Source organism: Bacillus sp. UNC322MFChir4.1 (assembly GCF_000746135.1).
Taxonomy (GTDB): domain Bacteria; phylum Bacillota; class Bacilli; order Bacillales; family Bacillaceae_G; genus Bacillus_A.
In genome coordinates, this window is record NZ_JQKQ01000054.1 from 1 (window position 1) to 12518 (window position 12518).

23 protein-coding genes and 1 pseudogene are annotated in these 12518 nt (G+C 34.6%); 18 read left to right on the forward strand and 6 right to left on the reverse strand.

Translation table 11 applies throughout. The features are described from left to right. Nucleotides 1-14: 14 nt before the first annotated feature. From BR72_RS16495 to BR72_RS16510, 4 genes are all read right to left on the reverse strand, one after another. Complete coding sequence (locus BR72_RS16495; RefSeq protein WP_035434643.1) at nt 15-1151, reverse strand: site-specific integrase; 1137 nt, start codon at nt 1149-1151, stop codon at nt 15-17. 25 nt (nt 1152-1176) lie between these two features. Then, entirely contained in the window at nt 1177-1698 is a 522-nt protein-coding gene (locus BR72_RS16500) for an ImmA/IrrE family metallo-endopeptidase (protein ID WP_035434645.1), read from the reverse strand. 271 nt (nt 1699-1969) lie between these two features. Continuing rightward, nucleotides 1970-2698, reverse strand: a complete 729-nt coding sequence (locus tag BR72_RS16505; protein ID WP_035434646.1) for a hypothetical protein — start codon at nt 2696-2698, stop codon at nt 1970-1972. 89 nt (nt 2699-2787) lie between these two features. After that, nucleotides 2788-3165 carry a helix-turn-helix domain-containing protein gene (locus BR72_RS16510; RefSeq protein WP_035434648.1) on the reverse strand — a complete coding sequence of 126 codons (378 nt, stop codon included), beginning with the start codon at nt 3163-3165 and terminating at the stop codon, nt 2788-2790. Nucleotides 3166-3323: 158 nt separating this feature from the next. Between BR72_RS16510 and BR72_RS16515 the strand changes: the two genes are divergently transcribed. The 14 genes and pseudogenes from BR72_RS16515 to BR72_RS16570 all read left to right on the forward strand — a co-directional run bounded on the left by BR72_RS16515 (nt 3324) and on the right by BR72_RS16570 (nt 9218). Continuing rightward, nucleotides 3324-3533 carry a helix-turn-helix transcriptional regulator gene (locus tag BR72_RS16515; protein ID WP_035434650.1) on the forward strand — a complete coding sequence of 70 codons (210 nt, stop codon included), beginning with the start codon at nt 3324-3326 and terminating at the stop codon, nt 3531-3533. A 59-nt stretch (nt 3534-3592) separates the two neighbouring features. Next, nucleotides 3593-3886 carry a MerR family transcriptional regulator gene (locus BR72_RS16520; protein WP_035434651.1) on the forward strand — a complete coding sequence of 98 codons (294 nt, stop codon included), beginning with the start codon at nt 3593-3595 and terminating at the stop codon, nt 3884-3886. A gap of 66 nt (nt 3887-3952) precedes the next feature. Beyond that, entirely contained in the window at nt 3953-4468 is a 516-nt protein-coding gene (locus BR72_RS16525) for a helix-turn-helix domain-containing protein (RefSeq protein WP_035434653.1), read from the forward strand. A gap of 46 nt (nt 4469-4514) precedes the next feature. Continuing rightward, nucleotides 4515-4757, forward strand: a complete 243-nt coding sequence (locus tag BR72_RS16530) for a hypothetical protein (RefSeq protein WP_035434654.1) — start codon at nt 4515-4517, stop codon at nt 4755-4757. A gap of 234 nt (nt 4758-4991) precedes the next feature. Continuing rightward, nucleotides 4992-5924 (forward strand): annotated as a pseudogene (locus BR72_RS16535) (DnaD domain-containing protein). Then, nucleotides 5921-7252, forward strand: a complete 1332-nt coding sequence (gene dnaB / locus BR72_RS16540; protein WP_035434655.1) for a replicative DNA helicase — start codon at nt 5921-5923, stop codon at nt 7250-7252. The pseudogene BR72_RS16535 and the gene dnaB overlap by 4 nt, the downstream one beginning before the upstream one ends. Next, complete coding sequence (locus tag BR72_RS16545; RefSeq protein ID WP_035434656.1) at nt 7252-7443, forward strand: Fur-regulated basic protein FbpA; 192 nt, start codon at nt 7252-7254, stop codon at nt 7441-7443. Before dnaB ends, BR72_RS16545 begins: the two co-directional genes overlap by 1 nt. Next, entirely contained in the window at nt 7418-7705 is a 288-nt protein-coding gene (locus BR72_RS16550; protein ID WP_035434657.1) for a hypothetical protein, read from the forward strand. The genes BR72_RS16545 and BR72_RS16550 overlap by 26 nt, the downstream gene beginning before the upstream one ends. Beyond that, entirely contained in the window at nt 7680-8042 is a 363-nt protein-coding gene (locus tag BR72_RS16555) for a hypothetical protein (protein ID WP_035434658.1), read from the forward strand. Before BR72_RS16550 ends, BR72_RS16555 begins: the two co-directional genes overlap by 26 nt. Before the next feature lie 84 nt (nt 8043-8126). Next, the gene (locus BR72_RS16560) at nt 8127-8318 is read left to right on the forward strand and encodes a DUF3954 domain-containing protein (protein ID WP_035434661.1); all 192 of its coding nucleotides are present in this window, start codon (nt 8127-8129) and stop codon (nt 8316-8318) included. A 41-nt stretch (nt 8319-8359) separates the two neighbouring features. Further along, nucleotides 8360-8524, forward strand: coding sequence for a hypothetical protein (locus BR72_RS26460; RefSeq protein ID WP_156107955.1), 165 nt, complete (start codon nt 8360-8362; stop codon nt 8522-8524). Between the two features lie 92 nt (nt 8525-8616). After that, on the forward strand, nt 8617-8784 hold the full coding sequence (locus BR72_RS26775; RefSeq protein ID WP_177206865.1) for a hypothetical protein: 168 nt from the start codon (nt 8617-8619) through the stop codon (nt 8782-8784). A 14-nt stretch (nt 8785-8798) separates the two neighbouring features. Continuing rightward, nucleotides 8799-8975 carry a hypothetical protein gene (locus BR72_RS16565; protein ID WP_035434663.1) on the forward strand — a complete coding sequence of 59 codons (177 nt, stop codon included), beginning with the start codon at nt 8799-8801 and terminating at the stop codon, nt 8973-8975. A 36-nt stretch (nt 8976-9011) separates the two neighbouring features. Beyond that, the gene (locus BR72_RS16570) at nt 9012-9218 is read left to right on the forward strand and encodes a hypothetical protein (RefSeq protein ID WP_035434666.1); all 207 of its coding nucleotides are present in this window, start codon (nt 9012-9014) and stop codon (nt 9216-9218) included. Nucleotides 9219-9499: 281 nt separating this feature from the next. Here the strand turns inward: BR72_RS16570 and BR72_RS25755 are convergent, their stop codons facing one another. After that, entirely contained in the window at nt 9500-9655 is a 156-nt protein-coding gene (locus BR72_RS25755) for a DUF4021 domain-containing protein (protein WP_081904915.1), read from the reverse strand. Nucleotides 9656-10097: 442 nt separating this feature from the next. Between BR72_RS25755 and BR72_RS25015 the strand changes: the two genes are divergently transcribed. From BR72_RS25015 to BR72_RS16590, 4 genes are all read left to right on the forward strand, one after another. Next, nucleotides 10098-10508, forward strand: a complete 411-nt coding sequence (locus tag BR72_RS25015) for a YopX family protein (protein WP_051957342.1) — start codon at nt 10098-10100, stop codon at nt 10506-10508. A 181-nt stretch (nt 10509-10689) separates the two neighbouring features. After that, on the forward strand, nt 10690-11160 hold the full coding sequence (locus BR72_RS16580) for an ArpU family phage packaging/lysis transcriptional regulator (RefSeq protein WP_035434668.1): 471 nt from the start codon (nt 10690-10692) through the stop codon (nt 11158-11160). Continuing rightward, nucleotides 11157-11699 (forward strand): site-specific integrase, encoded by a 543-nt coding sequence (locus BR72_RS16585; protein WP_035434671.1) that lies wholly within the window; start codon nt 11157-11159, stop codon nt 11697-11699. Before BR72_RS16580 ends, BR72_RS16585 begins: the two co-directional genes overlap by 4 nt. Nucleotides 11700-11857: 158 nt before the next feature. Next, the gene (locus BR72_RS16590; protein WP_035434673.1) at nt 11858-12133 is read left to right on the forward strand and encodes a stage V sporulation protein S; all 276 of its coding nucleotides are present in this window, start codon (nt 11858-11860) and stop codon (nt 12131-12133) included. A 110-nt stretch (nt 12134-12243) separates the two neighbouring features. On the opposite strand, the gene BR72_RS25760 is transcribed toward BR72_RS16590, so the two are convergent. Next, on the reverse strand, nt 12244-12518 hold a 275-nt coding region (locus BR72_RS25760; protein ID WP_156107956.1), incomplete at its 5' end, for an IS3 family transposase.

Below are 12518 nucleotides of genomic sequence, written 5' to 3' on the forward strand. Positions count from 1 at the left end.
TTGACCACATTGTATCAATTTGTTTGCTGAAAAGCTTTTTCAAACCGATCTGATGATTCCTTTTGCATGTCGAAAGTCACGTGAGAATATGTGTTCATTGCCATTTCGATAGATGAATGTCCTAATCGTTCTGATACAATCTTCGGATGTTCTCCAAGAAGTAACATAAGTGATGCATGTGTATGACGCAAATCATGAAAACGGATTTTTTTCACATTGGCTTTTTTTATCGCTTTAGAAAAGTGATTGTACACATAGTTTGGATTCAGTGGACCACCTTTTTCGTTTGCTATAATATAACCATCTTCTGAATAAGGTACACCAAATTGTAATTTTCTCTCTATTTGCCATATCCGATGTTGTTTTAATTCACTCATAACAAAATCAGAGATAGAAACTGTACGTGCTGAGTGATTATTTTTAGTGGACTGAATAATGATACCTTGCTCTTTTGTATAGTAGAGTGTTCTTTGAATGCTTAATTTTCCAGCTTCAAAATTAATATCGGACCAACGCAATCCTAAAATTTCTCCGCGACGCATTCCGGTATAAATAGCAAGAAGGTACAACATGTAATAATGTCTTTTACCGTCTTTTATAGTTTCTAAGAAACAACGTGCTTCTTCAAAGCTCCACGTTTGCATTTCTTTTTTCTTTCTTCGAGGCTTTTTCACTTTATGAAATATATTGGTTCGAATATATTCCCATTCCACGGCAGTATTAAAAGCTGTTTTAAGTATAGAATGGATATACTCCACATACTCTTCAGATAAGTTTTCGTCTTTCAAGAGGTGATTATAAAATTTATTTATAGCTGGCGGCTTCAAGTCAGTAAGTTTATAGTGACCTAATGCAGGGATAATTCTTTTATGTATGGTTCCTTTATACCCACCAAAAGTAGATGGTTTAATATTATGTCTAGCTACGTTTTCTAGCCAATCTTCTATAAAACTCTTAATCGTTATTTTCTTTTCTTCAAAATACTCACCACGTTCTAATTGGGTAATAAGTGCAGCAGCAGCTGTTTGTGCTTCCTTTTTAGTTTTGAATCCGGATTTTGTTTTCTGTTTTCGTTTACCTGTCTCTGGATCTATTCCAATATCAACTGTAAAAGACCACTTGTCACCGCGTTTTCTAAAATATCCTTTCATTGGACTAAGACCTCCTAATAATTACTTAAACAGCGTAATGTACCCGTAAAAATTCTTGTATACGACTAGCAAGTATTTGCCCTTCATAATGAATTAAACGCTTGTTAGCGAGTTCTGCCGTAACATTAAACGTAATAGAAAGTAAATAGATTGCTTCTGATCGTGTAGATGGAAGAGATAATCTTTGTAACATAAAAGTCGGAATACAAAAGTGCATAGCGAAATTCTGTGCCTTTGCTTCTTGATAATCCAAGAACATCTTTGACATATTTAATTGATTACCAGCATGAAAGAGAAGGTGTGCAATCTCATGACCAAAATCTTCGAATTGTTCTTGTGGAGACTTTCGGTTATCTAATACGATGCTTGCTAGACCATTACGCTCTATTGCGCAACTTTCTATCGGAGCGAAATAAAGCCAAATGTTTAGCTTTTGTGCAATCTTCATTATATCCACTTGTTCTGGAACAAAGATAGAGAGTGATTGGTACAAGTTTTTCGTATAGTCTTCAAGTTGTGTCGTGTAGTAGGGCTGTGATTTGTACATGTTATTTCACTCCATTATTGTAAAATGAGAACGTTTGTTCCTGTTTTAACGCAAAAAGAAAAGCCCGTGAAGGGGGCTTTTGGTATATATTTGATTTTGTGTTAGAAAACAATTTACATTAAGTTATTTAGTTATATGATGTTATAATCTTGTTAAGCGGTGATTCGAATTGAAAATATATCATTTTGACGAAAAAACTCAATATTACTTTTAGTTTGGAAGAATTTAAATCACTTGTTACGAATTTTTGTAATTATGGCGAATTTCAGTATTATTGAACAGTAACAAACTTCTTGAAATATTCCGCACGTTTAGCTTTATCGTATACATACGGATTAAGGAATTTCTTCTGCCAAGATTGATCTTCTGATTTTAAACTCTCAATCTTTAATCCGATGTATTTATTTAATGATTTTCTATCTAAGTTTATGCTGTATGTTTTCCCGTCGAATGGGAGAGTCATTTTAACTCCATTTACGTCAGGGAATTGTCTTAGTAACCTAGCTGGTTCACTTACAAACATTTTTTCAATAGCGTCTCCAGTTGCGAAATATTGTTTATATGTACCTTCATTCACGTTGGAGTCTGGCTTTTGAGATTTAAAAGATGAATAAGAGTCATAATATGTAATTTCAGCTTCATTATTAGTTAGCTTTATGTCTTTAATAAATGCTCCACCTTTAATGTTTTGAGCATAGTTTGAAAATTCTTCTTGCTTCTTTTGTTCTGCAAGTTTTTTGTCCTCTTCTTGTTTTTGTTTCTCATCTTGATTTTTCTGTTCTTCTAATTTCTTTTCTTCATCTTTTTGTTTGTCTTCAGGTGTCATAGACATCCCAAATCCCGCAAAAGAAATAATGGAGACAATAAATGCTATGCCGGTAAATTTGAAAAATTTCTTAGTGTTGTGTTTCTTTTTAAAACGAAACACAAATGAGGTAATTAATAAAATTAAAGTGGATATAATTCCTAATACGAATAAAATTGCGAAAAAAGTGTTCATTTACTAGTACTCCTAATCTGAAAAATTATGTAACTGTGTAATTTTTATACAGCTGTAGAATAAATAAAAACACGCAATAAGAGCGTGTTTTATTTTTGTTCATCTCCAGGCTTACGATTTTTTTCTTTCACCTTGATAAACTCCCAAAACTGGCGAAGTTCTTCTTGTTTCTCTGGAGAAGCATCTTTGATGTCTTTGAACCATAATCCGAGTTCAGGATCATTGAGGGCTTTGTCTATTTCTGTGTCATTTTCATGTGTATATGTGTCAATTATCCCTAGAAGGTAATCAGTAGAAACCTCATAAAAAGCAGCAGCATGTTTAATAAAATCTGGATCAGGTTTTCTTTCACCTGATTCGTAGCGGGATAATTGCACATTTGAAACATTCAAAGCTTGTGCAGCTTTAGTCTGAGAATATCCTCTTATTTCGCGCACGTGACGCATTCGCTTAGCTAATGTGCTCATAATTTTCCCCTTCATTCTTTTATATTTAATATTTTACCATATCGGTAAATAAGCTAAAATAAACTTACCGAAAAGGATATTTTGTTATTAACTTTGCCGAAATGGTAATATATTATAAGGTCATAAGTTACCAATTTGGCAAAACGAGGAGGTGCAAAATGTTACAAACAGTTAAGAAGGTTGATTTAAACAAAATTAAACGCATTAGAAAAAAGTTAGAGTTTTCAGTTGAAGAGATGTCTAAGTGTCTTGGTTATAAAACAATTAATGGATATTATTATTTAGAAACAGGTCGTAATAAATTTTCTGCTGAAACTTTAGCAATGGTTGCTGATATCTTTGATGTACCCATAGCTGACCTTTTTTGAAGAGAATGTTGCCAAAATGGCAAAGAACGCTAAAAAACTAGCCTAAGGTGGTGATCCACATGTTCAGCTTCGATGTAGATAGTTTTCGCCAAATCATTCGTGAAGAAGTGGAGAGGGCAACGGTACATTTACAAAAGAAAAATGAATTGCCACCATTTCTTACCGTAACGGAATTAATGGAGCTCCTTCACATCAAACGCACAAAAGCTTCCGAGTTGTTAAACCGTTCTGATTTTCCTGTATTCCGTGAAGCAGGGGTATTAATCCCAACGCATCTTTTCTTCCAATGGATTGAAAAACATACTTCTTGGATAGAAGAGAATACCGAGTTTTATAACAAACAAGTTATCTAAAGAAAAAATTATCATATTTACTTGTCACAAATAAATAATCGTTTAGGTACGAATGGGGGTATAGAAATGGCCATAGGAAAAGAAATTGCCATGGCTCGTAAACGACAAGGTCACACTCAAGAAAAACTCTCCTTAGATATTCCTGCAAGTCGTGAGTCATTAGCAAAGTACGAAACAAATAGTCGTCATTTGCCAAAGGATTTACACAAACATATTTCAGAAGCACTGGATGATCCGCAATTTTTCTTTCACATTTGGCAAGAAGCAGCTGGAGCGGTTAGTATTCCCTTTTTCAACGGGGAATTTGTTGATCATCATCCTACAAGCATGAAATATATGGTCCAAAAAGAAACAGCGGAAGCACTTGAACAACTAGAAACAGTTTGTTGGTTTAAGCCACCACAAGCATTATCAGAAAATGAAAAACAAGAAATGAAAAAGGTTATGCATGAAATTTTAGATGCGGCAGCATCAATGACAAACTTGGTAGCTGTTTTATGTGACCAATATGATTTTTCAATGAAGGATGTCTTTAAATACTGGAAGATGTCCTTAAGGGCGAGACGGTATACAGACAGTTGATTAAGTAATCTGTATAGAAAAATCAAATGTAAAGGAGAAATAGTAAATGACAGTAGATTATGGAAACCCTAGATTAGATGATTACAAGAAGTTAATTCGTTTTGAAGCAGAATTAAGAGGAGAGATAAAGCTAGCTACAATTTTTGGAGAGTCAAGTAAAGTTAAAGAGTTAAAGCTTAATAAGAAGTTAATAGCAATTCGAATCAGAATTATTGAGGCTTCGTTTATCTTGAAGCATAAAAATACAAAATCTACCGCTTTGCAGAGCGATAGATTTTGTGCTTTTTAAAATTAAGTTAGGTTAATTATACCAAATTAAGCGCTGAATAACAATGGAGGGTGTTGCATGCTTTTAGACAAGAAAATACATAGAGTGTGCTGAATCCTACGATATTTCAGCAATCAGCATCAAAACAACACCTCATTCATTTAGTGCAGCAGTATCTTGCAAAAGGATATAAGAATTATCGCTTATTACGTATAGAAGATGGATTTGCGATATGTAAACGGGAGGATGAATAACATGGCAGTTTATAGACAAGTACAAGTTTCATTTTGGCAGGATGCAAAAGTTATTGAGGAAATGACTCCAGAAGATAAGTTGTTTAATCTGTATCTTCTTACAAATCCACGTACTACACAAATTGGCGTATACCAAATTACGAAAAAGTAAATGGATTTTGATTTAGGATATTCCATGGAAAGTATTAATTCACTCTTAGATCGTTTTGAAAAGCATCATAAATTAGTTAAGTATAATCCAGAATCACGAGAATTAGCGATTATCAACTGGGGAAAATACAACCTTAATAGAGGTGGTAAACCGATTGAGGATTGTATCCGTAAAGAATTAGATGGAGTATCAGATGTTAGTCTGGTCGGTTTAATTGCACAAAAAGTTAAAAACGATAAAATTCGTTCCATTTTCGAAGAATTTCTTGTTGCTAACGATACGTCCGACGATACGTCAACGACAGGTGGGCAAGAAGAAAAAGAAGAACAACAACAAGAAGAACAACAACAAGAAGAACGCGCGAGCGCGGAAGAAGTTGTTGAAGTTAATCCGATTTCTTTTTACGAACAAAATTTTGGATTCATTACACCTTTTATCGCAGAAGGTATTCATGCTTGGGTAGATTACCTAAATGCAGAGCTTGTTGTTAAAGCCATGGAAATTGCTTTAGAGAAGAATACTAGAAACATGTCTTACGTAAATACAATTTTACGAGATTGGCACCTTAAAGGCCTTAAGACAGCAGCTGATGTTGAGGCGGCCGATAAAGAATTTCGCGCTAAGAAAATAGCACAGGTGAAGCAACAACCAACTTACCCACAAAAAGGTTTATCTGAATCCACTAAGCAAGTATTGCAGCAACAACAGTCTTGGCAACAAAATGTGCCTACTGAAGAAGAACTTCAAGCATTCTTGAATAACAACAACGGGTGGATGCAATGAGTAACGAAATCATCCGCAATATAGAAGCTGAGCAAAGTGTTTTAGGGAGCATCCTTTTAGAGGGCGATTTAATTAAGGATTGCCAGTTGAGAGAAAAACAATTTTCACTACCAACGCACCAAGTGATTTTTAAAGCTATGCGTGAGCTGGATAGTGAGGAGCATCCGATTGACATGGTATCGCTCATTGCAAAATTTGATAAATCCTTTATACAACAAATTGGTGGGATTGATTTTTTGGCGAATCTAGTTGACTCAGTACCTACTACAAAGAATTTTTCATATCACGAAGGTTTAATTATTGAATCTTGGAAAATGCGTCATGCTCAAGAAGTGGCAGGGGATTTGTACAAGCGTATTCAAAGCGAAAAAGGTATTAGTGCAATTAGTAATACTGTAGATCAGTTGACGGCGATTGAGGAGACGGGTTATTCAGATGAGTTTGACCTAAAAGAAACGCTTGTAGATCTTTACAAAGAAATGCAATTGGATGTCGGTGATTTAACAGGTATTAACACTGGATATACCAAGTTAAACAATATGACTTCTGGATATCACGAAGGTGATTTAATTATTGTTGGAGCGCGTCCATCGATGGGGAAAACAGCATTTGCACTGAATATCTCATATCATGCAGCCGAATCTGATGCAGCAGTAGCGATATTCTCCCTTGAAATGAGTAGTAAGCAATTACTAAAACGAATGGTTTCAAGTGTAGGTAATGTAGACGCTATGAAAATGAAGAATCCAAAGAAATCATTCAACTTAGATGATTGGAACAAGGCTTCTAACGCTATGGGAATTATTAATAAATTACCGCTTGAAATTTATGATGATGCTGGTATGACTATGCAAGAAATCTACAGCAAAACCAGAAAGCTTAAACGTAAACATCCAGGGAAGAAAGTATTAGTTATGATTGATTATTTGCAACTGATTACAGGTGATCCAAAGCATAAAGGTAATCGAATGCAGGAGTTAAGTGAAATTAGTCGCAAGTTAAAATTAATGGCCCGAAAGTTAGGAGTATGTGTAGTTGCTTTATCACAGCTCAGTCGTGCAGTAGAGAGTAGGCAAGACAAACGACCGATGCCATCAGACTTACGCGAGACAGGACAACTTGAGCAAGATGCAGATATTATTACATTTTTGTATAGGGATGATTATTACGATAGGGAATCTGAAAATAAAAATGTGATTGAAATCATTATTGCAAAGCAGAGAAATGGTCCAGTAGGAATTATAGGATTAGCCTTCATTAAAGAGTTTAGTAAATTTGTAGATTTAGAGCGCAGATATAGTGAACGGCCGCAACAGGAGGCGAGATGATGTTGCTACGACAAGAAGTTGAACGGAGAAGATTACTTATTATTCGTAAACTATTAAGTTTAGGTTTAGCTGAACTGTCAGATGGAAGAACACTAGATCAATTAACATTGACACAGCTTGAGGGAATTTTAGGAACAAGTTTGAAGTTACTGGAGGATAAGAAAAATGATTCTAACGAAAAACTGGCGTAACGGTGACACTGTTCATATTAAACGTAAAAAGTTCAAAGATATTCTTAAAGCTGTACAAGAATTAGAAAAGCGCGGATATTCATGCGTTCATCCAATTAGATCATTAGCGCAGCGGCAGAAAAAGTTTATTCATAAGCGAACGAATGGAAAAATCAGTACAACTAATTATAGTTTTGGACAAGCTAATGCAGATACTTGCTATGTTGTGATGATGAGAAGAGAAAAGGGTGAGGCACATGTCAAAACAGTTAACAATCTTTGATGTCGAACCAGTATCCGAATTTAATATTAAGAGAGCCAAAGTTCAATATTCAAGCTCTCAAGTGCGTTATGCAGATGTAATTGTTCAAGTTCCACGTAGAGCTAAAGCAGTTGATGAGTTAAAACAAACAACCGCATATGACGAAAAGTACGAACTTTTTGAGGAGTATACAATTGGAATTTGGCGATATAAACGTGCGGAAGATCAGCGGTTTGATTGGGAAAAAGCTGAAGAACTATGTAAGCAAGCGAGGGATACTAAACAAGCGATTCCAATTCGACTTTACTTGTCAGTGGAACAAACATTTATCCCAGAAGATGTTGTGAAATATTTATGAGATTACACAAAATAAAAAAAGCCGAGATTGCTCCCGACATAATTATTCGACAAAGTAATTATAGCATAAATGGGAGTGATTTCGTTGGCAATTATTCAAGAAAATATTGCAGAAATGACAGCTGAAATAGATTTAAAAGAAAACAAGATTTATGTTGTGAAAGATGGACAGATTCATGAGATAGATCCACCAAACAGCGGACATGGTGAACAATCATTTGTATATAAAAATGGAAAAGTGACTCGTGTTGATGAGCGAAAGACACAGTTACTTTAATACCAATTTTGAATTTTGTAGAGAAGTAGGTGAATGTGACTGTGAGCCGAAAAGTAGAAAAATTGTTAAATAGAGCAGGTCTTTGGGAGACGAGATCAAAGAAAGCTTCTTTAAAAGGAGATTATGACAGGGCAGGAAAACTTCGAACAAAAGCCCTGCAATTAGCAAATGAAGCTGAATCAGAATCGTACACAGATAATTCTTGATGAAACATATGACAATGATTCATTCAACCGGGAGAAAGACCAGAATTATCATATTAATTTTTAACAAAATAGTTATTTTGGAGGGAACAAGAATGAGTGAAGAAACAATTGTTATTAATATTCCGCCAGTAGAAGAGTGGACTATGAAAGACCTTAAATATGTTTGTAAACACAATAAGATAAAAGGTTATACAAAGATGGATCGTGAGCAGTTAGTGCAGCATGTGAAAGAAGTCATTAAGAATATGAAGTCTAAATAGGAAAGGAGATTGAAATGAGTGGAATATTAGCAAAGTTCTCGTATAAGCAATTACACGCAATGAAACATGCAATATTGAAATACATGGAACGTGATGACGTTACAGAAGATGATTTTAAAAGTGAACAGGCATTATTACTTAAAATCAATTATCTAATTGAACAGATGAAAGAGCGTAATAATATCAATTAAGCAAACAAGATCGGTATTTGAAAAGGAGTGGGGTAGTTGAGTAATTATCGTAAATTACATGTAACGCTTAAGGTTCCTAATAAATTAATTGCAATGTACAGCCAAGAAAGTTTTGCTTCAATAATGGATCTCTTGAACGAAGATAAATTCATTATGCTCTTTGAGCAATCAAACGGTTTATACAATCCTTTGGCAGTGAATACAGACAATATTATCGCTATTGCTAGAGCGGAAGAAAACTAAACAAGAACGCTACTTTGTAAAAAAATAGGGCCTGAGGTGCGCTACAGGCCCTATAAAAAAATATATAAAACGTTAGGGTTACCTTCATATTACCAAAAATGGTAATTTTATTCCATGTGTTGGTTGTTGATAAATAAGGTTATAAGGAATTAATAAATATTCTATAAGGAGAATGGATATGAAAAAGTGGTCAGTAGAGTAAAGAGCAGCTAGCAAAAGCTAACCGCTCACCATTAGAGAATGGACTTAAGGGGGAGCCTTTATGTGATATCTGATATGTATTAGATATTTTGTGAATTACTTTTTTTACGGTGATCTTTGTCCTCGATATCAGTTTCAGGCATTCCGTATAATCCGTTCATAGCCTGTTCATCTAAATCAAGACCAAGCACACTATTATTTGTCACATCATTTTTTTCTTTTTTAGAGTTATTCATATTATATCACCTCCTATTTTTAGGATGTCTAAAAGTGACATAAACATTCAAGGTTTGTTTTATGATAAAAATTTCATTTTGTATAAATTAAGACCCTAGTCTCCTAGGGTAATGGGTATAACAGTTCGATTTATTTGAACAGTTATTATAATAACGTGATATTAAATTAATAACATCAAGTAAATGTTTCCAATAAAAGAGCAGCCAGTAAAAACTAACTGCTCCCTAAAAAGGGTTAAGAGAAAGAAAAATTGGACTAAGCTGTTTAACAGCTTATCTATAGTATGTATTGCTGGTGAAATATTATACGAAAAAAAGCAGATAGCAAAAGCTAACTGCTCCTCCTCGAGGGAGAGGAAAATAAAACTACAAATGGAGTACAGCTATGAGTAGCCAGTTATAGTATACGCAGATGGTGAAATATTATGCGGAGGGATGAGGAATGAAAACAGTTGAGTTTAGAGCATGGGATATTAAACGGAAAGAAATGTACATTATTGACGATTTATACTTCTTTGAAGAAGAAGGGATCCATGAAATTGTCGATGGCATAGCGAGAGGTCATCATGCTGAATATAAGATTATGCAATATACCGGATTGAAAGATAAAAATGGAAAGAAGATTTTTGAAGGGGATATTGTAAGACTTACAAATTCAAGAGGGTTTCATTGTCTAGCTGAAGTTCAGTTTGTATATGGTTGTTTTGAAGTTGTATTCCAAGAGCTTTTATATGTTAGGGAAGGGTTGCGTGGATATTACAGGGAACGAGATTATGTAAAATGCTTTACATGTAATCATGCGATAGAAGTTATTGGTAACATCTATGAAGATCAAGAACTACTGAAAAACTGAACAAAATAATCCTTTGAGTAGAAAGATAGATTAAGAAAAATGGTACAATAGATACAATTAAATATTTTGTCCTACTGGAAGAACCAGCGGACATCAAACTATAAAGAGCATTAGTAATATTGTTCTGTAGTTTGGTGTCCGCTTTTTGTGTTTATTAAAATAGACAAGGAGTGTTTTATATATGACGCAATTAACATTCTTACCAAAAATTGATCGTAAAGCAACACAAGTGCGATTAGAAGAAGTTCTTGGAAATGTTCGTATTTATAGACAGTTCGGGATGATTAGAAATGAGATGAAGGTTACAGCTTCCGGTGAAGTTAGATATCACGGCCCAACAAACATAGTGGGAAAACCAGCTGAAGATGTTGCTTTATCTAATGTGAAACTAAGTGAGAGAGAAGTAAGATTACAGCGTTTGTCTTTTCAAATTGATAAAGCATTAAGTCGTTTTAGTAAGAATCAAAGAGACATAATTGTAAAGCGCTATTTGGAAGATGAAGAAGTATTTGATTACATGGTTTATAACGAGATTGGCATGAGTGAACGTACATATAGACGTAATAAATCTAATGCTTTTTATAAGCTCGCCTTTGCTCTTAGATTAGAAGTATATGAGATAGAAGAGCATCATGGGAGGGATGACCAATGAATTTTGTCCAACCAATACGTGATCCAGAGCAAATACAACAAATAAAAGAATATCTTAAAGAAAAGAGCGAACGTAATTATATTCTGTTTGTAATGGGAATCAATACAGGCTTACGTATTAGTGATATCTTGAAGCTAAAGGTTGGTGACTTAAAAGGGAGCCACATTTCAATGCGTGAAATGAAAACAGGTAAGCAGAAGCGTATTCAAATTACTGCAGCATTGAGAAGAGAGTTGAAATGGTTCATTGATGAAAGAGAAGACCAAGAATACCTAATTAAAAGCCGACAAGGTAGTAACAGGCCAATAGGTAGGAGCATGGCATATAAGATACTTCGAGCAACGGCAGCAGAGTTTGGTTTAGATGAGATTGGTACACATACATTACGTAAGACATTCGGATACCATATGTACATGCAGACAAAGAATATAGCGTTGTTAATGGAAATATTTAATCACTCATCAGAACGGGTAACGCTTAGATATATAGGAGTAAACCAAGACGCAATGGATAGAGCGATGACTAAGTTTAAGATTTAGTAATTCGCTTTTTATTTATGTAGATGAGCAGGTACAACATAAAAAGTATCGAATAAATACATTCAATAGTATTGTTTGCTTTGGATATGAATATTAGTTAAAGGTACATTCCAGTCAGTAACCAAAAAGATGATTAAATAACAGAGGGAGCAAATTACATGGAAAATATATTAAAAGTATCATCAAAATCAAATCCCAATTCAGTTGCAGGCGCAATTGCAGGCGTATTAAGAGAAAGCGGTAATGCAGAAATTCAAGTGATTGGAGCTGGCGCTTTAAATCAAGCAATTAAAGCCATTGCTATTGCAAGAGGATTCGTAGCTCCTAGTGGTATTGATTTGGTTCTTATTCCAGCGTTTCAAGAGATTTCAATCGATAATCAAGAAAGAACAGCAATCAAATTAATTGTAGGTCCTAGAAAATCTAGGTCTTAGAAGAGACCAACAATATAAGAATATTTGAAAAGACCGATAGAAGTCGGTCTTTTTCTTTTTTACTTATAGTTAACTGGTCTTATCCCTGTCAAGTAGACAATATAAAAAAGCTATGCAGCTAGTGCGTGTCTAAACTCAATCGGCGCACGCTGATTGAGTTTAGATTGAAATCGTTGATAATTATAATAGTAAATATAATCTTCGACGGCTTGTCTTAACTCACTTTCTGATTTACACTGGTGTAGATACAACTTCTCTGTCTTGAGGTGCGAAAAGAAGGATTCTACACAGGCGTTATCTAGGCAGTTTCCTTTGCGAGAGTGGCTGCCTTTTATGCCATATGCTTCTAATCGCTTGTTGTATGCATAAGACGTATACTGATAGC